The sequence below is a fragment of the Embleya sp. NPDC059237 genome (assembly GCF_042754105.1).
GTDB lineage: Bacteria > Actinomycetota > Actinomycetes > Streptomycetales > Streptomycetaceae > Embleya.
Window position 1 is genome coordinate 153,144 of sequence record NZ_JBHZAE010000018.1, and the last position, 18,462, is coordinate 171,605.

Annotated in this window: 21 protein-coding genes; 15 read left to right on the plus strand and 6 right to left on the minus strand. The window is 69.6% G+C overall.

Features of this window, described 5'->3' with window-relative positions; translation table 11 throughout:
• Positions 1-16: 16 nt before the first annotated feature.
• Positions 17-835 carry a BTAD domain-containing putative transcriptional regulator gene (locus ACFXKZ_RS40430; protein ID WP_380008989.1) on the minus strand — a complete coding sequence of 273 codons (819 nt, stop codon included), beginning with the start codon at positions 833-835 and terminating at the stop codon, positions 17-19.
• A gap of 259 nt (positions 836-1,094) precedes the next feature.
• Positions 1,095-2,150: a cupin gene (locus ACFXKZ_RS40435; RefSeq protein ID WP_380008992.1), complete on the minus strand. Its 1,056-nt coding sequence runs from the start codon at positions 2,148-2,150 to the stop codon at positions 1,095-1,097.
• Positions 2,151-2,426: 276 nt separating this feature from the next.
• Between ACFXKZ_RS40435 and ACFXKZ_RS40440 the strand changes: the two genes are divergently transcribed.
• The 4 genes from ACFXKZ_RS40440 to ACFXKZ_RS40455 are packed head-to-tail and all read left to right on the plus strand — an operon-like array spanning position 2,427 to position 5,927.
• On the plus strand, positions 2,427-3,311 hold the full coding sequence (locus tag ACFXKZ_RS40440) for an ABC transporter ATP-binding protein (RefSeq protein WP_380008995.1): 885 nt from the start codon (positions 2,427-2,429) through the stop codon (positions 3,309-3,311).
• Between the two features lie 23 nt (positions 3,312-3,334).
• Entirely contained in the window at positions 3,335-4,105 is a 771-nt protein-coding gene (locus ACFXKZ_RS40445; protein ID WP_380008998.1) for an ABC transporter permease, read from the plus strand.
• A 2-nt stretch (positions 4,106-4,107) separates the two neighbouring features.
• Entirely contained in the window at positions 4,108-5,298 is a 1,191-nt protein-coding gene (locus tag ACFXKZ_RS40450) for a sensor histidine kinase (RefSeq protein WP_380009001.1), read from the plus strand.
• Positions 5,295-5,927, plus strand: a complete 633-nt coding sequence (locus tag ACFXKZ_RS40455) for a response regulator (RefSeq protein WP_380009004.1) — start codon at positions 5,295-5,297, stop codon at positions 5,925-5,927. The genes ACFXKZ_RS40450 and ACFXKZ_RS40455 overlap by 4 nt, the downstream gene beginning before the upstream one ends.
• A gap of 16 nt (positions 5,928-5,943) precedes the next feature.
• Here ACFXKZ_RS40455 and ACFXKZ_RS40460 read toward each other — a convergent pair whose 3' ends face one another.
• Positions 5,944-6,444, minus strand: a complete 501-nt coding sequence (locus tag ACFXKZ_RS40460; RefSeq protein ID WP_380009007.1) for a flavin reductase family protein — start codon at positions 6,442-6,444, stop codon at positions 5,944-5,946.
• A gap of 252 nt (positions 6,445-6,696) precedes the next feature.
• Between ACFXKZ_RS40460 and ACFXKZ_RS40465 the strand changes: the two genes are divergently transcribed.
• The gene (locus tag ACFXKZ_RS40465) at positions 6,697-7,272 is read left to right on the plus strand and encodes a TerD family protein (RefSeq protein WP_380009009.1); all 576 of its coding nucleotides are present in this window, start codon (positions 6,697-6,699) and stop codon (positions 7,270-7,272) included.
• Between the two features lie 100 nt (positions 7,273-7,372).
• On the opposite strand, the gene ACFXKZ_RS40470 is transcribed toward ACFXKZ_RS40465, so the two are convergent.
• Positions 7,373-7,732 carry a signal peptidase I gene (locus ACFXKZ_RS40470; protein ID WP_380009012.1) on the minus strand — a complete coding sequence of 120 codons (360 nt, stop codon included), beginning with the start codon at positions 7,730-7,732 and terminating at the stop codon, positions 7,373-7,375.
• On the minus strand, positions 7,733-9,316 hold the full coding sequence (locus tag ACFXKZ_RS40475; protein ID WP_380009015.1) for a hypothetical protein: 1,584 nt from the start codon (positions 9,314-9,316) through the stop codon (positions 7,733-7,735).
• Between the two features lie 178 nt (positions 9,317-9,494).
• Between ACFXKZ_RS40475 and tgmA the strand changes: the two genes are divergently transcribed.
• From tgmA to ACFXKZ_RS40510, 7 genes are all read left to right on the plus strand, one after another.
• The gene (gene tgmA / locus ACFXKZ_RS40480; protein WP_380009018.1) at positions 9,495-9,755 is read left to right on the plus strand and encodes a putative ATP-grasp-modified RiPP; all 261 of its coding nucleotides are present in this window, start codon (positions 9,495-9,497) and stop codon (positions 9,753-9,755) included.
• A 24-nt stretch (positions 9,756-9,779) separates the two neighbouring features.
• On the plus strand, positions 9,780-10,715 hold the full coding sequence (gene tgmB / locus ACFXKZ_RS40485) for an ATP-grasp ribosomal peptide maturase (protein ID WP_380009021.1): 936 nt from the start codon (positions 9,780-9,782) through the stop codon (positions 10,713-10,715).
• Positions 10,712-11,833: an ATP-grasp peptide maturase system methyltransferase gene (gene tgmC / locus ACFXKZ_RS40490; protein WP_380009024.1), complete on the plus strand. Its 1,122-nt coding sequence runs from the start codon at positions 10,712-10,714 to the stop codon at positions 11,831-11,833. The genes tgmB and tgmC overlap by 4 nt, the downstream gene beginning before the upstream one ends.
• Before the next feature lie 218 nt (positions 11,834-12,051).
• The gene (locus ACFXKZ_RS40495) at positions 12,052-12,258 is read left to right on the plus strand and encodes a hypothetical protein (RefSeq protein ID WP_380009027.1); all 207 of its coding nucleotides are present in this window, start codon (positions 12,052-12,054) and stop codon (positions 12,256-12,258) included.
• A 143-nt stretch (positions 12,259-12,401) separates the two neighbouring features.
• Positions 12,402-13,031 carry a phosphotransferase gene (locus tag ACFXKZ_RS40500; protein WP_380009030.1) on the plus strand — a complete coding sequence of 210 codons (630 nt, stop codon included), beginning with the start codon at positions 12,402-12,404 and terminating at the stop codon, positions 13,029-13,031.
• A gap of 200 nt (positions 13,032-13,231) precedes the next feature.
• Positions 13,232-13,996 (plus strand): SDR family oxidoreductase, encoded by a 765-nt coding sequence (locus ACFXKZ_RS40505; RefSeq protein WP_380009033.1) that lies wholly within the window; start codon positions 13,232-13,234, stop codon positions 13,994-13,996.
• Positions 13,997-14,111: 115 nt separating this feature from the next.
• Complete coding sequence (locus tag ACFXKZ_RS40510; protein WP_380009036.1) at positions 14,112-14,504, plus strand: helix-turn-helix domain-containing protein; 393 nt, start codon at positions 14,112-14,114, stop codon at positions 14,502-14,504.
• 44 nt (positions 14,505-14,548) lie between these two features.
• On the opposite strand, the gene ACFXKZ_RS40515 is transcribed toward ACFXKZ_RS40510, so the two are convergent.
• Positions 14,549-14,959, minus strand: coding sequence for a VOC family protein (locus tag ACFXKZ_RS40515; protein WP_380009039.1), 411 nt, complete (start codon positions 14,957-14,959; stop codon positions 14,549-14,551).
• Positions 14,960-15,136: 177 nt separating this feature from the next.
• Between ACFXKZ_RS40515 and ACFXKZ_RS40520 the strand changes: the two genes are divergently transcribed.
• From ACFXKZ_RS40520 to ACFXKZ_RS40530, 3 genes are all read left to right on the plus strand, one after another.
• Entirely contained in the window at positions 15,137-16,132 is a 996-nt protein-coding gene (locus tag ACFXKZ_RS40520; RefSeq protein ID WP_380009042.1) for a Zn-ribbon domain-containing OB-fold protein, read from the plus strand.
• A 61-nt stretch (positions 16,133-16,193) separates the two neighbouring features.
• A complete protein-coding gene (locus ACFXKZ_RS40525; RefSeq protein ID WP_380009045.1) occupies positions 16,194-17,303 on the plus strand; it encodes a lipid-transfer protein in 1,110 nt (369 codons plus the stop codon).
• Positions 17,300-18,457: a thiolase domain-containing protein gene (locus ACFXKZ_RS40530; protein ID WP_380009048.1), complete on the plus strand. Its 1,158-nt coding sequence runs from the start codon at positions 17,300-17,302 to the stop codon at positions 18,455-18,457. The genes ACFXKZ_RS40525 and ACFXKZ_RS40530 overlap by 4 nt, the downstream gene beginning before the upstream one ends.
• The last annotated feature ends 5 nt before the right edge of the window (positions 18,458-18,462 follow it).

The window sequence follows — 18,462 nt, forward strand, 5'->3', positions numbered from 1 at the left end:
GCAGTGAAGGCACGCGTCAGCGCCGTCGGTGCGGCGAATCCCGGTGCGGGCGCGGGTGATGGGCCCGGCCGCCCACGAGGGGGCGGCGGTGCCCGCAGATCGGCGCGGGCGCCGGCGGGCGTGGGGGCGCGCTCAGCGCCGGGTCCTGGCGCAGGATGGCCGCCTGGAGGTCGCGCAGGCGCGGGCCCGGATCCAGGCCGAGTTCCTCTGCGCACAACCGGCGACCCGCCTCCAGGACCTGCAGCGCCTCCGCCTGCCGACCGGATCGGTAGAGGGCGAGCACGAGTTGCGCCCTCGGCCGCTCCCGCAGCGGGTACGCCCGGACCAGCGACATCAGGTCGCCGATCGCCGACGCGTGCGCGCCCATCGCCAACCGGTACTCGGCCGCCTCCTCGCGCAGCGAGGTGTACTCCTCGACCAGCCGGGCCCGTTCGGACGCGGCCGCGTCGTGGTCGGCCAGCTCGGCGAACGGCTCGCCCCGCCACAACAGGCGTGCCTCACCGAGCAGTTCGTCCGCTCGCTCGTACGCCCCCACCGCACCCGCCGCGCGCCCCGCGTCGGTCAGCGCGCACAGCCGCACCACGTCCAGGCTCCCGGCCGGCACCTCCAGGGCGTAGGAGTCATCGCGCGTAGTCAACAGGCGGTAGGGCGCCCGCCGCCCCGGCTCCAACACCCGGCGCAGGCCGGACAGATAGGCGTGCAGCGTCGACCGGGCCCCGGGCGGCGGACGCCCGTTCCACAATTCCTCGGCCAGCCGCTCCACCGGCACGGCCACCCCCGGCCGGAGCAGCAGCAGGGTCAGCAACTCCCGCTGCCGCCTGGGTCCGATGTTCAACGCGCGTCCGTCGGGGCCCAAAACCTGGGTAGGCCCCGACACACGGAAGGACAGGCCCCCCGACTCATCGCTGCGCGGTGGCTCCCCAACCTGCCCGCGCGACGGAATCCCCCTCGTCATGTGGAAGACGACGGACACACCGCCCGAGCGGGTTCCGCGCCGGCCCAGGGTTGAGGGACCCTCGCCCCGACCGTGCGCCTCCGTCAGGGAATTCCCGCCTCACGGAGGGGCATGGCCGGGAAGCCCTGGGTGGATACATCTAGCGCCGGTCGCTGAAGCGGATGTCCAGGCTGCGCAGATACGTCTGGAGTCCCGCGTCCTGAATCGGGATCAGGTGTGCCGGGCTGCCCGACTCGTTGTGGTGGGCGTGCCACTTTCCGGGCGGGGTGACGAACGCGCCGCCCGGTTCCCAGTCCACCCGCAGCGGGTCGACGATCTCGCCGCGCTCGTCCAGCCGGTCGCCGAGCAGCGTGTAGCAGCCCGGCTCGCAGTCCAGGATCAGATCGAGCGCGACCGACTGGTGGCGGTGCGGGCGCTGGATCTGGTCCACCGGCAGCAGGCCGAACATCGCCCACAGGGTGTGGGTGACGGTCAACGTCCGGTCCTGGTCGACGGTGTTCAGCAGCACGCTGACCCGGTTCTTGGCGTTGGCGCCGGGCGCCTCGGCGATCCGGGTCAGCTCCTCGACCGCACGATGCCGGGCGAACTTGGTCGGCCGGAACCGGGCCGTGCTCGGCACGACCCCGAGGTAGCGCAACAGGGGCTCGTCGTGCACCCAATAGAGCACGGCGTCCTGGGTCGCGTGGTGGGTGATCTCGCCCAGGTCGGGCAGGACCAGGAAGTCGCCCTTCTCCCACTCCACGGCCTGGCCGCCGACCAGTGACAGGCCCCGCCCGTACAGCACGTAGTACAGCTGCGAGGTGGCGTTGGGCCGCACCGCGAGCCGGTCGCCCGCGTTGATCCGGACGAAGTTGGCCAGCAGTGCCGGACTGGTCGCCGGGCCGCCCTCGATCCGCATCGGCTCGGCGAGGTCGAGCGGGACCACCCGGGTGTCGCCGCCGGTGTGCAGTTCGGCCGGAAAACGCTGCACCGGGACGGGTGTGATGTGGCCCGAGCCGATCGGGTTGGCCGCCTTCGTGTATTCCCAGTACACCGCGTCCTCGGCCCACGCGGCGGCGCTCGCCGCCAGCGGCCCCTCGAACCCCAGGCGCGCCACGTCGACCAGGGGCGGCGCCGCGACGGTCGGATCGAAGAGCGTGGATTCCCCTGCTCCGGACGGGTTTCGACCGGCCGTCACCTCAGCCTGCGCAGTCATCCGAGATCCCTTCGCGAACGATTCCCCGACCCGGCCATGCTCCCACCGAACCGGTTGCGGCAAACTGCGGAATCGGTCACATTCCGCGCGGTTCGCCCCGGTCGCCCGGCGCCCCGTCGCGCACACGGAAACCGCCGAGCCCGTCGGCGAGTTGCGCGAACGCCTCGCCGGCTGACCCGTCGAGCGCTCCCGCGCCGCTGTCCGTCGTTCGGTGGACACCCGGCGTCCGTCGTTCGTACGTCCCGGCGCCCGAGCCCGCTGCGCCATCGTCGAGGCATGACAGCGGAACGGACACTCGCCCCGGCGGGCGAGGCGGGCGGCGCCGAAACGGCGATCAGGGTGCGCGGGTTGCGGCGCGCGTACGGCGGACATCGGGCGGTGGACGGACTGGACCTGGACGTGCGCCGGGGCGAGATCTTCGCACTGCTCGGCCCGAACGGGGCGGGCAAGACCACCACGACCGAGATCCTGGAGGGCTACCGCTCGCGCGACGCGGGCGAGGTCGCCGTCCTGGGCGTGGATCCGGCGCGAGCCGGGGCGCGGTGGCGGGCCCGGATCGGCATCGTGCTCCAGGAGTCGGCGGACGTGTCCGGGCTGACCGTGCGCGAGAGTGTGCGGCACTTCGCGCACTACTACCCCAGGCCCCGCGATCCCGACGAGGTGATCGAGGCGGTCGGGCTGACCGACAGGCGGGACACCCGGGCCGGCGCCCTCTCCGGTGGGCAGCGGCGCCGCCTCGACGTCGCGCTCGGCATCCTGGGCGGGCCGGAGCTGCTCTTCCTGGACGAGCCGACCACCGGGTTCGACCCCGAGGTGCGCCGCCGGTTCTGGGCCTTGATCGCGGGCCTGCGGGCGGCCGGGACGACGATCCTGCTCACCACGCACTACCTGGACGAGGCCGAACACCTCGCGGACCGGGTCGGGGTGATCCGGGCGGGGCGGGTCGTGGACGTGGACACCCCCGAGCGGCTCGGCGGCCGGCACCTGGCCCGATCGGTACTGCGCTGGCGCGATGCCGAGGGCACGCACGAACTCGCCACCGCCGAACCGACCGCCGACGTGGCCCGGCTCGCAGCCAGGTTCGGCGGCGAGGTACCCGAACTGACCGTGACCCGACCGTCCCTGGAAGACGTCTATCTCGACCTGATCGGAGCCCGGTGATGTCGATGCCGAGGGGAACCGTCGTGGCGGCGCGGACCCGCCTCGAACTGAAGATGTTCGCCCGACACCGCGAGCAGATGGCGGTGACCTTCGCGATGCCGGTGCTGCTCCTGGTACTGCTCGCGCTGATCAGCGGCGGCACGGTGGAGGGCACCGGTGTGGCCCAGAGCCAGGTGCACGCGGCGGGCATGATCGCGGTCGGCATCGTCTCCGCCGGATTCCAGGGCCTGGCGCTCGCGGTGGCCGCCGAACGCCAGGACGGCACGCTCAAGCGGCTGCGCGGCACGCCGATGCCGCCGGCGGCGTACCTCCTGGGCAAGATCGCCCAGGTGATCGTGGTCAGCCTGGCCCAGGTCGCGCTGCTGCTCGTGGTCGGGGTGGTGGGCCTGGACCTGACCCTTCCGCACGACCCGACGCGGTGGCTGACCTTCGCCTGGGTGTTCGTCCTGGGCGTGACCGTGGCCACACTGCTGGGCCTGGCCGCGAGCGGGCTGATGCGCAAGGGCGCCAACGGGGCGCTGATCATCCTGCCCTTCACGGTGCTTCAGTTCGTCTCGGGCGTGTTCGTCGAGCCGAGCCAACTGCCGCAGGGCGTCCAACAGTTCGCTGCGCTGTTTCCGCTGAAGTGGCTCACCCAGGGGATGCGCTCGGTCTTCCTGCCGGACACATTCCAGGCGGTGGAGCCGGCGGGCTCGTGGGAGCACGGTCGGGTGGCCCTGGTCTTGGCCGCGTGGGGTGTGGTCGCCTTGGTCGTGTGGATCAGGACATTCAGGTGGATCGAGAACGAGCGGTGACCATGACGACCGCCGACGCGCAGGACGCGGAGGAGTTGGCCTTCGGGGCCAAACTGGCCACCGTCTACCGCGGCGCCTACTTCCTGCTCGCGGCGATCACCGCGGTCGAGTTCGCCGGACGTGACGCACCGCCGTGGTGCTACGCCGTGCTGCTCGTCATGCCCGTGTCGTTCTGGGTGATGGTGCCGCCGGGCGTGGACCCGACCCAGTGGGACCGGCGCGGCCGGGCCCACCTCGCGATCGCCTACGCCGCGGTGACCGCGCTCAGCCTCCACGATCCCGAGGGAATCGTGCTGATGTACGTGCTGATGCCGCTGACCTTCACCTTCGTCGAGGCGACGATCCCCGCGATGTTGCTGAGCACCTACGTCTTCGGTATGAACGGCGCGCTGCGCGCCCGCAAGGCGCACTGGGAGCACGGTGCGGTGGCGGGCATCGTGGTGGAGGTCGTCGTCGTGCTCGGCTTCAGCTTCCTGATGGCCCGGCTGGTCCAGTGGTTGGCCGACCGGGTGGAGGAGCGTGGCCGACTGCTGCGCGAGTTGGAGGCCACCCGCGCGGAGCTGGCCGAGACGCACCACCAGGCGGGGGTACGGGTCGAGCGCGAGCGTATGGCGCGCGAGATCCACGACACCCTGGCCCAGGGCTTCACCAGCATCCTGATGCTGATCCAGGCGGCCGGGATCACCGTGGACTCCGACTCCGAGGCCACCCGCAAACGGCTGGACCTGGCCGAGCGGGTGGCCCGGGACAACCTCGCCGAGGCTCGTGCGCTGGTCGCCGCCCAGGGCCCGGCCGAGGGCGCCGAGCCGGCCGAACCGCTCGCCGAGGTGCTCGGTCGCACCGTCGCCGCGCTCGGCGAGGAGTTGGAGGTGGCGGCGTCCTTCGCGGTCGCCGGCACCGAGTACGAGTTGTCCTCGTCCGTGCAGGTGGTGCTGGTCCGGGTGCTCCAGGAGTCGCTGGCCAACATCCGCAAGCACGCGGAGGCGAAGTCCGTGGTGGTGGAACTGGCCTATCGGCCGTTCGCCACCAGGCTGACCGTGGTGGACGACGGACGGGGCTTCGAACCGGGGTCGGGGAAGGGGGGATACGGTCTTCCCGGTATGCGAGCCCGTCTCGCACAGGTCGGCGGAGAGGCCGAGGTGGTCTCGGCTCCCGGCCGGGGCACGACCGTACGCGTGGAGGTACCGCAGTGATCCGGCTGCTCATCGCCGACGACCATCCCGTGGTGCGGGAGGGTCTCGCGGGCATGCTCGCGGCCGAGCCCGATTTCGAGGTGGTCGCCTCCGTCGAGGATGGCGCACAGGCCGTGGACGAGGCCGCCGAACTGCGGCCCGACGTGGTGTTGATGGACCTGCGGATGCCCGGGACCGACGGCGTCGCCGCGACCCGGCGGATCGTGCGCGAACTGCCCGGGGTCCATGTGCTGATCCTGACCACGTACGACACCGACGCCGACATCGTGCGCGCGGTCGAGGCGGGCGCGACCGGCTACCTGCTCAAGGACACCCCGAGGGTGGAACTGGCCGCCGCGATCCGGGCCGCGGCGCGCGGCGAGACGGTGCTGGCGCCGCCGGTGGCGGCCAAGCTGGTCACCCGGATGAAGGCACCGGTGCGCGACGCGCTGAGCCCGCGCGAGACGCAGGTGCTCGGTCTGGTCGCGCGCGGGATGACCAACGCCGAGATCGGCCGCGAGCTGTACATCAGCGAGGCCACGGTCAAGACGCACCTGCTGCGCACGTTCAACAAGCTCGGCGTCGACGACCGCACCGCCGCGGTCACGGTGGCGATGGCGGACGGGTTGTTGCCGGGCGCCGGGGGCTGAGGTCGCGTCCGGCGGGCTATGCGGCCAGGCGGGCGTAGCGGCCCTTGTGGAACATCAGCGGGGCGGTGTCCCGGGGCAGGTCCAGGGCGGTCACCGCGCCGATCACGATCACGTGGTCGCCGCCGGGCAACTCGTGCGCGATGTCGCACTCGATCCAGGCCACCGCGCCGGCCAGCCGCGGCGCGCCGTTGCCGGCGGGCGACCAGTCGACGCCGGCGAACTTGTCGCCGCCGCTGCGGCCCATCGCCCGGCACACGTCCTGCTGGTCCTCGGCCAGGATGTTGACCACGAAGCGGCCGGCGGTGCGCACCTTCGGGTAGGTCGTCGAGGTGAGGGCCGGGGCGATGGAGATGTAGGCCGGCTCCAGCGAGAGCGACGTGAACGACTGGCAGGCCATGCCCACCGGCGCGCCGTCGTGGATCGCCGTGACCACGGTGACTCCGGTCGCGAAGTGCCCCATGACCTGGCGCATCCGCGCCTGATCGATCCCGGCCGACGGCGTCGTTGCGCTGGACATGGCTGCCCCCAGGGGTGCGAAGCTGGATGTGAGCCGGATATGACTAATAGTCGTATCCCTGTTTGTTCCAGCCATTGAACGGCTGATCTGACGAACCGTCAATAACCTGGCGCCGGGTCGCACCCCGTGATCACCGCCACCTTGACGGCCCCTTTCGGGGTGTTCGGGAACTTACGCGTGCCTGCTGCACGTCCGGATCAGTAGCAGTAGCGTCGTCCGCGACGTCAGACATCCTCTGGAAGGACACCATCCATGGCCGTGAGCCTGAGCAAGGGCGGAAACGTCTCCCTCACCAAGGAGGCCCCTGGCCTGACCGCCGTCGTCGTCGGCCTCGGCTGGGACCTGCGCACGACCACGGGCGAGGACTTCGACCTCGACGCGAGCGCGATCGTCGTGAACGCGACCGGCAAGGTCTATTCCGACCAGCACTTCGTGTTCTTCAACAACATGAAGACCCCGGACGGCACTGTCGAGCACACCGGCGACAACCGCACCGGTGAGGGCGAGGGCGACGACGAGCAGATCAAGGTCAACCTCGCCGGCCTGCCCGCCGACGTGGACAAGGTCGTCTTCCCGGTCTCGGTCTACGACGCGGAGAACCGCAAGCAGTCGTTCGGCCAGGTCCGCAACGCGTTCATCCGCGTGCTGAACGCCGCGGACAACGTCGAGCTGGCCCGCTACGACCTCTCCGAGGACGCCTCCACCGAGACCGCGATGCTGTTCGGCGAGCTGTACCGCGCGGGCACCGACTGGAAGTTCCGCGCCCTCGGCCAGGGCTACGCCTCCGGCCTCGCGGGCATCGCCAAGGACTTCGGCGTCAGCGTCTGACCCGAAAGCACCCCTCGAACGCCGGCCGGGCAAGCCGATCACCCCGGCCGGCGTTCGGCGTTTCATCCCTGACCTCGCGTCGATGGCGCCGGGTCGGTCTTCAGTGCCCGGGGATGGACGGCCAACGGATCGTCACGACCACCGAGTCCTCCTCGGCCGCCCAGGAGTGGTCGATTCCGGGCCCCCAGACGACGTAGTCGCCTTGGCGTGCCAGGGTCGTGCTGCCTGTGGTGAGATCCAGCCGGAACCGCCCCGACACGAGCAGAAGCATCGTGGTGCGCTGATCGCCGGCGGTCCATTCGGGGCGGGCCTGGCCCGCCGGGTGGATGCCCCACTTCACTTCGAGATCGCCGGTGGCGCGGACGCCGCCATTCACCGGATCGACGAAGTGCCCCAGAAGCCACCCGCGATGCTGCTCGGCGTCGTCATTGGCGTTGCCGCCGTACCAGTTGTCCGCCACTTACAACCTCACCTCGATGCTAGGCATGTCCACTCTGGCGCCCCCGATTTCCGAGAGCCGTCGGAAACCCTGGAGGAGCGCGAAGAGCCCTTCATTGCTCCAGGACGGTTCGCCCGCCAGGCCGGCGAGACCGGGTCGGTCGAGACTGGAGTACCGCCGTAGCCCCGACGACTCCCAGTTTGCCTGGATGTCACCGCCGAACAGAGTCCACCAGTCCTCGTCCTCCACCACGATCAGGGTGCCGAACTCGAAGTTTCCGCTTATGAGATTGATGCCGAAGCCGGTGTGTTCCATGCGCCAGTGATCCGGATGCTCCGAGAGCCAACGCATCGGTGGAGAGAGTCGGTTGGGGTGTATCGGATCTGCGTGACGCATGTGGCCCATGGTGGAATCGACGTCGCTTCGCCCGAAGAGTTCTTCTTCCATCTCTCGTTCGAGTGTGGCGGCCACGTGGGCGTCCTCGCCGTAGTCCACGAGAGGTCCGTGAAATGCCTTGGGGATGACGGCGAGCCGACGTGCCGAGTTGAGCACGTTTTTGCCCCGCTCTTGGACCAACAGCACATAGTCCGGAGGGGATCCCCGGGACATCCGACCGGGTCTGGCGAAGGCGCACAGCGCGACCGGCCCGCCGACGCACAGCCGCCGTTGCGTGGCCAGTACAGCCGAGACGTCGCCCAGATAGTGGTCGCGGAGTGGCAGGGAACCCGGCGCCACTTCCCTGCCGTCGATCAACGCGTCGACGAGTTCCCACTCGAGAAGGTCCATGGTCAACGCGTATTCCACGAACTCCGCCAGTGCGAACGCCGCTTCCACCCGTTCCTGGCAAATCCGATGGCCTAGGAGGCGATAGATCGGAGCGTTCACAAGCTTGGTTCGGTGGGCGACTACTTCGGTCAAACGCTCGACGGCGGCACTTGCCACGAAGGCCGGCAATGGTTGTCTCGCCTCTTGGTGCAGCCCGGACAGACTGAACCTTGAAGTCTCGGATGCGACCGGTTGTGAGATGTCCAGCCATTCGGGTGTCGTGAGAACGGTGGTCTCGAGTAGGTCGTCCGCGCATTTGGCGGAGTATGCGCGGTGGTGACCGGCGCCGAGACGGTAGTAGATGGACAGTGCGGTCGCGAGCTCTCCTCGTTGAATCCGTCCGCGTCGGTATGCACGATCGTGCAGGCTTCCGTGATCGAGAGCGGTCAGTCGATCGGTTACCTTGGCGCGACTGCTGCCGACGTCCGCATCCGTGCAACGGTCCAGCCATGTCAAGGCTGCGGCAACGTCCGGATCCGAGGTAAGTCGCTCCTCGGCTTCTGCCATGACGGACGAGATGTGTGCCGAGCCTGGTGCCGCGCCCAATACGTTGTCCAGGACGTGTCGAAACCGGGTCTGTACTGCCTCTTCCGCCTGATGGAGGGCAGTGTCCAGGATGGATTGGGTGACAGGAACGACAACCCTTTCCGGCCGGGCGTGCCATCCGGCAACGGTGCGTGTGGCCATTCCCAGATGTTGTGCGAATCCCTCATTGGTCAAGCGCATCGCGCGTTGAAGGGCGACAGCCTCGCGACCGGTCCACCTGTCGATGAAGATCACTGCTGATCCGCCTTCCCGGATGCATCACCAGTGCATCGCCGGTGCATCGCCGGTTCATTTCTGCCGACCGCTACAACGAGTTAACTCGTGACCATGAAGACGACAGCCTATCGACCATCACCTGACGGAACCCGGCGAAGTCTTCGAAACCGATCATCCGTACGAGGAGTTGACAACGATGGTGAATAGCAAACAGCAGGCTGTCCCATGGGGGTTCGGTCGAATGCTTCCGCTCGACAATGTGGGCGGAGCGACGGACGTTCGGTACGCCGGGGTGGACCCGGAGACGCAGACCGGTCGTTGGGTAGGGGCGGATGGCCGGCCGAAGCGGGCCGAAATGGGCAAGCACGGGACGTCGGTGAACTCGTACCCGCCCACGCAGGTCAGCAAGGACGGTCGGCAGGACGGGGACACCGGCCACGACGCGACGCAGGATTAGGGGATACGCGTGGATGGGCGCCCGGTGTTGGTCGCCACCGAGGATTTGGATCCGACGGCCGATCTGGTGATCACCGAACTCAACCGTCGCCGGGTGCCCGTCCTGCGCGTCGATCCCGGCAGGCGAGGGACGACAACGCTCGCGGCCCGGACTACCCGCGATGGCTGGAGCGGTCGGCTGGTCGTCGGCGATCGTTCGGTCGACCTCGCGAATGTGCGTGCCCTGTATCACCGCCGACCGACCCCGTACTCCGTGTCCGCAAGCGAGCAAGGTGAGCGTTTCGCGGCCCAGGAGCACCGACGCGGCTTCGGGGGTGTGCTCGGCTCGTTGCCCGGCTGTCTGTATGTGAGTCACCCCCTTGCGATTGCCCGCGCCGAGTACAAGACCGCTCAACTCGTTGCGGCAGGGCGATTCGGTATGCCGGTACCGCCGACGATCATCACCAACGATCCGACGGAAGCAAAGGCGTTCTGTCGGCAACACAGGGCGATCTACAAGCCATTGCACGCGGGTGAGTACACCGTCGACGGGTCGCCCGCCGGGATTTGGGCCGCGAGCGTCGATCCGGAGGAGATCACCGGTGCGGTAAGCCTGAGCCCACACCTGTTTCAGGGATACATCGACAAGATCGCCGACATCAGGGCGACTGTCGTCGGTGATCGAGTCTTCTGCGTCCGGATCATCGCACCGCCAGGCGTGCCGGATTGGAGAGCGGCCTACAAGTCGCTTGTCTACGAGGCCGTTTCCTGTTCGGACGGCATCCGTCGGGCGATGCTCGCCTTTCTCGAATACTTCGGGCTCGTGTTCGGCGCGTTCGACTTCGCCGTGACCGCCGATGACGTCTGGTGGTTCCTGGAGTGCAACCCCAACGGCCAATGGGCGTGGCTGGAAAGCGCGACGGAACAACCGATCGCGTCGGCACTCGCCGATCTCCTCCAGAACGGAGTGACCAGAGCATGAGCGACGACGAAGCCGCAGTGCTTCGCGGCCGGCTGGCCGAATTGATAGTGAAGGACGGGATCGTGCGTACGCCGGAGTGGGAAGCGGCGGTTCGCGCGGTGCCTCGTGAAGCATTCCTGGCCGGGGGGTGGTTCGAGTACGAGGACGAGGGCTGGTACCGCCCGGCATCGGTCGAGGACGGCCCGGACAAGCTTGCCCGGGCGTACGAGAACGACACGCTCGTCACGCAGCTCGGCGGGGTCCTCGTGCCGCGCGATGTCGACGGGCGGGTGCGACAACTGCCGACGTCCTCGAGCACGATGCCGGGGCTGGTCGTTCGGATGCTGCAGGAACTGCGGGTGTCGGCGGGTATGCGAGTGCTCGAAGTCGGCACCGGGACCGGATATTCGACGGCGCTTCTCGCTCACCGACTCGGCGACGACCTGGTGACCAGTGTCGAGGTCGATCCAACCGTGTCGGCAACCGCCGGCGTGGCACTCGCCGGGCTGGGATATCGCCCCGCTCTGGTCGCCGGCGACGGACTCGGCGGACACTCCGACGGGGCACCGTACGACCGGGTGATCGCTACGTGCGGGGTGCGAACCGTGCCCACCGAGTGGATCGCACAGACCCGACCCGGCGGCGAGATCCTGGCCCCGGTGTACGGCGGGTGGATGGGGGCGAGCGAACCGGTACGGCTGACGGTCGCCGATGACGGCACCGCCGCGGGGCCGATGCTCGGCGGACAGGTCGGATTCATGATCGCGAGACCGCAGACGCCGCCGCCACTCGGACTGCTGCCCGATCTCGACTCGGGCGACGAACAGTCGACGGACCTCGGCCCGGATGCGCTGGACGATCACACGACCCGATGGGTCGCCCAATTCGCCGCGCCCGGCGCGCAACGGCTCACGATGAATCGCCTCGGGCATCGGGAAGAGGTCCTGGTCGACGTCGAAGCCGGCGCGTGGGCGTGCGTGTACGAACGCAACGGTCGGCCACGTGTGCGGCAGGGTGGGCCCGAACGGCTGTGGGACACGATCAGCGAGCGCGTGGCCGAATGGCGTGCGGCCGAACTCCCGACGGAAAGCCTGCGGATCCGGGTGGGACCGGAAGGGCAGCGGCTCGTGTGGGAGTAGCCCCGGCGTAGGACCAAGGTGGCGGCTTCGTGTCGCCGCTTTTTCGAGCGACAGCGGTCGGGCGTCTCGATTCGAGGCGGGCGCCCGGCCGCTGTCTTCCATCTATCCACCGTGAGGCAGGGATGGAGATTCAAGAGTATTGATTCGAGAGTGGGCTGCCGGTTGTTGTCGGGGCTCGGGTGCGGCATGCCGAGTTGCCGGAGGGGACCGTGGTTGCGTTGCCCGCCGCTTCGGAGCGGGTGGCCGTGGTGCAGCCCCGGGAGGGTGGGCGGTCGCCGTACCTGTGTCCCGTTGCGCATCTGGTGGTGCTCGACCTCGGGAGTGAGTTGGCCGGTGCCGTACGGGAGTTGTGGCGCTTGGATGCGCTCGGGCGGCAGGTCGGGGTGGTTGCCCTGCCCATCCTCGCGGGGCGGAGGGCATCGTGAGTGCGGGGGTGGGGTGGGGCCAACTTCCCTGGGGCGTATGCGATTTCGTGGAGAAGTCGGTTGGGGTCGTGGGCACGGTGCAGGCTGTCGCCGGGCCGTATACCAGTTCCTTTGCGGCTGTTGTCGGCACTGCCGATGGGGCTGTGTTCGTCAAGGCTGCCGAGGAGGCCACCGCGCCGCTTTCGGCTCGGGCGCAGACGAGTGAGATTGCGGCGAGTGCGGTGACGGGGGTGTTGTCGCCTCGGCTGCTGCATTACGGGGCCGTCGATGGGTGGCGGGTGTTGGTCTTCGAGTACGTGGAGGGTCGGGCCGTTCGGTTGTGTCTCGATTCGCCGGATCTGGTGCAGGTGGTCGGTGCGATGGATCGAATCGGGCGGATCCGGCCCGGACGTAGTGCCGGATTGCCGACCCTGGTCGGGCGGTTGCGGGAGCATTTGCCGCCGGGGCGGTCGGGGCCGCTGTGTGGGGATCGGCTCCTGCATACCGATCTGACCTCGGCCAACATGATCATTCGGCCCGACGGTCGGTTGTCCGTCGTCGATTGGGGCCGGGTGGCGCTCGGGCCGCGGTGGGCGGAGGTCGCCTTCGTCGGGTCGCACCTGGTGGACGAGGGGCACAACCTCGGGGAGGTACGGCGTTGGATGTGGCGCTTTCCCGAATGGCGCCGCACCCCGCACACGACACGGCGCCTCCTCGCCGAGGCGATGGTCGACCACACGAACGGCCGGTCGACCTGGTGGCTCAACATGATCGAGGCCCCGATCGCAGGCTGACGGGTGCCTCTCTGCACCTACTGGGGCCGGGCCGGGCGGTCATTGGTGGGATGGCCGCCCCCTCGGCTCGGTCGCTCGTCACGCGTCCCCGAACAGGTGTCGAAACCCGCGCGGAAATTCGTAGTCACACTTTTCGCGGGGGCTCCGTCAAGGAAGCAGAGGCCCCGGAACGAGCCGGGGCGGTTTCCGAAGGAGTCGTCATGAGCGCATCGATCCTGGTCACCGGCGGTACCGGCACCCTCGGCAGCCTGATCGTCCCGCAGCTGCGCGAGGCCGGTCGCGAGGTCCGCGTGCTCAGCCGGCGCGGCGGCACCTCGGCCGACGGCGTCGAGCAGGTGCGCGCCGATCTGCTGAAGAACGAGGGGATCGACGAGGCGGTGAAGGGCGTCGACACCGTGCTGCACCTGGCCGGCGGCGCCAAGGGCGACGACGAGGCGACCCGCAACCTGGTGCGCGCCGCGAAGGACGCGGGTGTGCGGCACCTCGTGTACATCTCGGTGATCGGCGCGAACACCATGCCGATCGGGTACTTCCGCGCCAAGCTCGGCGCCGAGCAGGCGGTGACCGCGTCCGGGCTGCCCTGGACCACCCTGCGCGCCGCCCAGTTCAACGAGCTCGTGCTGAAGATGATGGGCTCGATGACCAAGTTCCCGGTGGTGCCCAACCCGGGCGGCCTGCGCTTCCAGCCCGTCGACGGCCGCGATGTCGCGGAGCGCATGGTCGAACTCACCCTCGGCGCCCCGTCCGGCCTGGTCGCCGACCTGACCGGCCCCAAGGTCTACACGATGGGCGAACTCGCGCGCGGCTACCTCGCCGCGGCCGGCAAGCGCCGCCTCCACCTCCCGGTCCGCATCCCCGGCAAGATCGGCCGCGCCTACCGGGCGGGCGTCAATCTGTCGCTCGACAAGGCCACCGTCGGCACCCGCACCTGGGAGGACTTCCTGGCCGAGCACGTCGGCCGCTGACACCCGACCGACACACCGACGAGCGCGCCGCCCCGGCGGGAGCCGGAGCGGGCTCGCCGGCGGAGTGTGTCGACCGCGCGACCGGCCATGGACGCAACCGTGATGGGATGGCCCCGTGAGCCGTGCCACCGAGGACACCAACCGCCGCATGTTGCGGGCCCGCGACGCGATGGACCGCGCGTACGCGCAGCCGCTGGACGTCCCGGCCCTGGCCCGCATCGCGCACGTGTCCGAGGCGCACTTCACCCGCACCTTCCGGGCTACCTTCGGTGAGACGCCGCATCGCTATCTCCAGCGGCGCCGGGTCGAACGGGCGATGTTCCTGCTCCGTGAGAGCGACCGCAGCGTGACCGACATCTGCTTCGAGGTCGGCTTCGCCAGCCCCGGCACGTTCAGCCGTACCTTCCACGACATCGTCGGCCGATCACCGCGCGCCTATCGCAAGGAGGCGGTGGCCGCCCGGGTGCCGACCTGCTTCACGATGGCCTGGTCCCGCCCGAGCGGCTGACCGCCCGCGCCCGACCGCCCGAGGCGGACCGGGCGCCGGCGTCCTCAGGTGTTCGGCTGGGTGAACCGGATCCGGTTCCCGAACGGGTCACGCAGCCCACAGTCGACCCCGTACGGCCGCTCGGTCGGCTCCTCGGTGAACTCGACGCCCATGGCCAGCAGCGTCTCGTAGGTCTTGCGGCAGTCCGCGGTGATGAAGATGAGCCAGCCGCCCATCGCCCCCTTGGTCACCAACTCCCGCACCTGGTCGGCCGTCTCGGCGGACATCGACGGCGGTCCGGGCTTTTCCAGCAGGATCTCGCGGCCGGCCTCGCCGGGGATGCCGACGGTCAGCCAGCGCATGAAGCCCATGTCGACATCGGCCTTGACCTCCAGGCCGAGCTTGCCCACGTAGAAGTCGAGTGCCTCGTTCTGGTCGAGGACGAAGATCTGTGATTGGAAGATCGAGGTGAACATGGCCCCAACGCTAGTTCGCCGCCCGGTCGAAAACTTATCCAAAACCGCTGAGTCGACCCGTCGCCCCAGGGCCCTCGAACAGCCCTGGAGAGAACATGTTTTCGCTATCCATTGACCTCGTCAAGGAACCTTACCTATCGTTCGGCCGGTGGCCGACCTCGTTCCAAGGCCGAGAGGATGACCGTGTCGACACAGACCGTCAGTACCATCCAGTTCCCCTACAAGCGCACACTCGGGCCGGTCATGGGCCGCTTCTTCTCCGAGTTGACCGCCCGTCGGATCGTCGGCATCCGCTCCGGCGAGCGGGTGATCGTGCCGCCGATGGAGTACGACCCGGAGACCGGGAACGAGCTCGCGCGCGACTTCGTCGAGGTGGGCCCCGCCGGCACCGTCCGGTCTTGGACCTGGGTCGCCGAACCGATCGCATCGCACCCGCTGGACCGCCCGTTCGCCTTCGTCCTGATCCGCCTGGACGGCGCCGACACCGACCTGGTGCACGTGCTCGACGCGGGCGCCGAGGACGCCGTGTACACCGGCATGCGGGTCGCGCCGCGCTGGCGGGACGAGCCCGTGGGCCGGATCGACGACATCATCTGCTTCGTCCCCGGCGAGCACGCCGAGACCCCGGAGGGCGAGCCCGGCGAGGCGCAGGAGGTGACCACGATGGAGTACTTCTCCACGATCACCTACACCGACGTGCTCTCGCCCACCCTGGTCCGCTACGCGAGCAACCTGCGCGCGGGCAAGCTGACCGGTCAGCGCTGCCCGCAGTGCAACCGGGTGTTCCTGGGCCGGGGCTACTGCTCCGTGGACGCCATCCGACTCGGCCCCGAGCTGGACGAGGACCTGCCCGACCGGGGTGTGGTGTCCAACTACACCATCATCACCCCCACCCCGTACCCCGGGCAGAAGGAGACCGAGCCGTTCGCGCGCGCCTCGGTCGTGCTCGAAGGCGACGAGATGGTGATCGCCCAGCAGCAGATCCTGGACCTCCCCGTGTCCGAGATCCGGGTCGGCATGCGGGTGCAAGCGGAGTGGATGCCCGAGGCCGAACGCGACGCCGCGGAGATCACCAGCAAGGGCTGGGGCACCGTCGCGGGCTTCATCAAGGGCTGGCGGCCCACCGGCGAGCCGGACGAGCCCGCCGAGCACTACATGAACCGGGTGTTCTGATGACGACGCGTCACATGACGGCAGGTCACATGACGGCAGGTCACATGACGGCAGGTCAAAAATGACGACACGTCAAAAGGCGGGCGAGACAAGGGAGACGGCAGTGCGGCAGGACAGCGACATCGCGATCGTCGCGACCGCGCAGCTCCCGGCGGTACGCCGGCAGGAGCTCACCGAGACCGAGATGTTGCTCATCGTCGTCGACGAGGCGCTGGGCAAGGTCGGGTTGCGGCGCTCCGACATCGGCTTCAGCTGCCAGGGGTCGTGCGACTACATCTCCGGCGGCACGTTCTCGTTCGTGCCGAACCTGGACGCGATGGGCGCCTGGCCGCCGATCCACGAATCGCACGTCGAGATGGACGGCGCGTGGGCGATGTACGAGGCGTGGGTGCGGCTGCGGCACGGCGACATCGACATCGCGGTGGCGATGGGCTCGGGCAAGTCCTCCACCGGCGACCCGGCCGCGATCTACCCGCTCGAACTCGACCCGTACTACCTCGCGCCGCTCGGCCTGGACCCCGTCTCGCTGGCCGCGCTCCAGGCCCGGCAGCTGATCGAGTCCGGCAAGAGCACCGAACGCGAACTCGCCGAGATCGCCGCGCGCTCGCGCCGGGACGCGGCCGGCAACCCGAACCAGCAGGTACGCACCGCCGAGCAGGACGTGGACAAGCTGCTCGCCGAGGGCTACCTGCGCAATCCGCTGCGCAGGAGCGATCTGCCGCCGATCTCGGACGGCGCCTGCGCGGTGGTCCTGGTGCGCGGCCCGCGGGCCGCCGAACTGACCGAGCGCCCGGCCTGGATCACCGGGATCGACCACCGCAGCGAGGTGCACAACCCGGCCCTGCGCGACCTGACCGACTCCGCCTCCACCCGGCTCGCCGCGGCGCGCGCCGGCGGCGTGACCGGCGTCGAAGTGGCCGAACTGATGGCGCCGTTCACCGCGCAGGAGGTGATCCTGCGGCAGTCGCTCGGCCTGGCCGACGACGTCCTGATCAACCCCTCCGGCGGCGCGCTCACCGGCAACCCGCTGATGGCCACCGGCCTGGTCCGGATCGCCGACGCGGCCGAGGCGATCCTCGTCGACGGACGCTCGCGCACGCTCGGGCACGCCACCTCGGGCCCGGCACTCCAGCAGAACCTCGTCTGTGTCCTGGAAGGTGACAACCGATGACCCATGAGCGCGTTGCCGTCGTCGGCATCGGCCAGACCAAGCACAAGAAGCGGCGCGACGACCTGTCGATCGCCGGGCTCGTCCGCGAGGCCGCCCAGCGCGCGCTCGACGACGCACGGATGACGTGGAGCGACATCGACGCGGTGGTGATCGGGAAGGCCCCCGACATCTTCGAGGGCGTGATGAAGCCCGAGCTCTACCTCTCGGACGCGCTCGGCGGCGCCGGCAAGCCGGTGTTCCGGGTACACACCGCCGGCAGCGTGGGCGGATCCACCGCGATCGTGGCCTCCCACCTGATCAGCAGCCGCGTCCACAAGCGGGTACTGGCGGTGGCGTGGGAGAAGCAGTCCGAGGGGAACGCGCAATTCGGCCTGGGCGGCGGCAAGTCCGGCTCGATCGGCGCGGGCGGCGCGTTCGCGCCGTGGATTCGCGCCTACATCCGCAAGTCCGGCGCGCCCGAGCACATCGGCTGGCAGGTGGCGGTCAAGGACCGGCAGAACGCGCTGCGCAACGAGTACGCGCATCTCCAGCTCAAGGACATCTCGATCGACAAGGTCCGCGAGTCGCCGATGATGTGGGACCCGCTGCACTTCCTGGAGTCGTGCCCGTCCTCCGACGGCGCCGGCGCGATCGTGCTCACCGACGAGGCGGGCGGCGACGCGGCGGCGGCCGACGGGCGGGCGCCGGCCTGGGTCCTGGGCACCTCGATGCGCTCCGAGCCGTCGTCCTTCAACGGCCGCGACCCGATCCGCCCGCAGGCCGGCGTCGACTGCGCGTGGGACGTGTACCGCCAGGCCGGCATCACCGACCCGCGCCGGCAGATCGACGTGGCCGAGTTGTACGTGCCGTTCTCCTGGTACGAGCCGATGTGGCTGGAGGGCCACGACATCGCGCCGGTGGGCGAGGGCTGGAAGATGGTCGACCGGGGCGAGACCGCCTTCGACGGCGACTTCCCGGTCAACCCGTCCGGCGGCGTGTTGTCCTCGAACCCGATCGGCGCCTCCGGCATGCTCCGCTTCCTGGAGGCGGCGCTCCAGGTCCGGGGCACGGCCGGCGAGCACCAAGTGGACGGCGCGAAGGTCGCCCTCGCCCAGGCGTACGGCGCGGCGGCGCAGTACTTCGCGATGTGGGCGGTCGGCACGGACAAGCCGTAGCGGCG

Coding starts and splice junctions, on each gene's coding strand:
- ACFXKZ_RS40450 (WP_380009001.1), top strand. CDS start 4,108: ATGACGACCGCCGACGCGCAGGACGCGGAGGAGTTGGCCTTCGGGGCC.
- tgmA (WP_380009018.1), top strand. CDS start 9,495: ATGGTGAATAGCAAACAGCAGGCTGTCCCATGGGGGTTCGGTCGAATG.
- ACFXKZ_RS40440 (WP_380008995.1), top strand. CDS start 2,427: ATGACAGCGGAACGGACACTCGCCCCGGCGGGCGAGGCGGGCGGCGCC.
- ACFXKZ_RS40505 (WP_380009033.1), top strand. CDS start 13,232: ATGAGCGCATCGATCCTGGTCACCGGCGGTACCGGCACCCTCGGCAGC.
- ACFXKZ_RS40515 (WP_380009039.1), bottom strand. CDS start 14,959: ATGTTCACCTCGATCTTCCAATCACAGATCTTCGTCCTCGACCAGAAC.
- ACFXKZ_RS40460 (WP_380009007.1), bottom strand. CDS start 6,444: ATGTCCAGCGCAACGACGCCGTCGGCCGGGATCGATCAGGCGCGGATG.
- ACFXKZ_RS40525 (WP_380009045.1), top strand. CDS start 16,194: ATGACGACACGTCAAAAGGCGGGCGAGACAAGGGAGACGGCAGTGCGG.
- ACFXKZ_RS40530 (WP_380009048.1), top strand. CDS start 17,300: ATGACCCATGAGCGCGTTGCCGTCGTCGGCATCGGCCAGACCAAGCAC.
- tgmC (WP_380009024.1), top strand. CDS start 10,712: ATGAGCGACGACGAAGCCGCAGTGCTTCGCGGCCGGCTGGCCGAATTG.
- ACFXKZ_RS40520 (WP_380009042.1), top strand. CDS start 15,137: ATGACCGTGTCGACACAGACCGTCAGTACCATCCAGTTCCCCTACAAG.
- ACFXKZ_RS40465 (WP_380009009.1), top strand. CDS start 6,697: ATGGCCGTGAGCCTGAGCAAGGGCGGAAACGTCTCCCTCACCAAGGAG.
- ACFXKZ_RS40435 (WP_380008992.1), bottom strand. CDS start 2,150: ATGACTGCGCAGGCTGAGGTGACGGCCGGTCGAAACCCGTCCGGAGCA.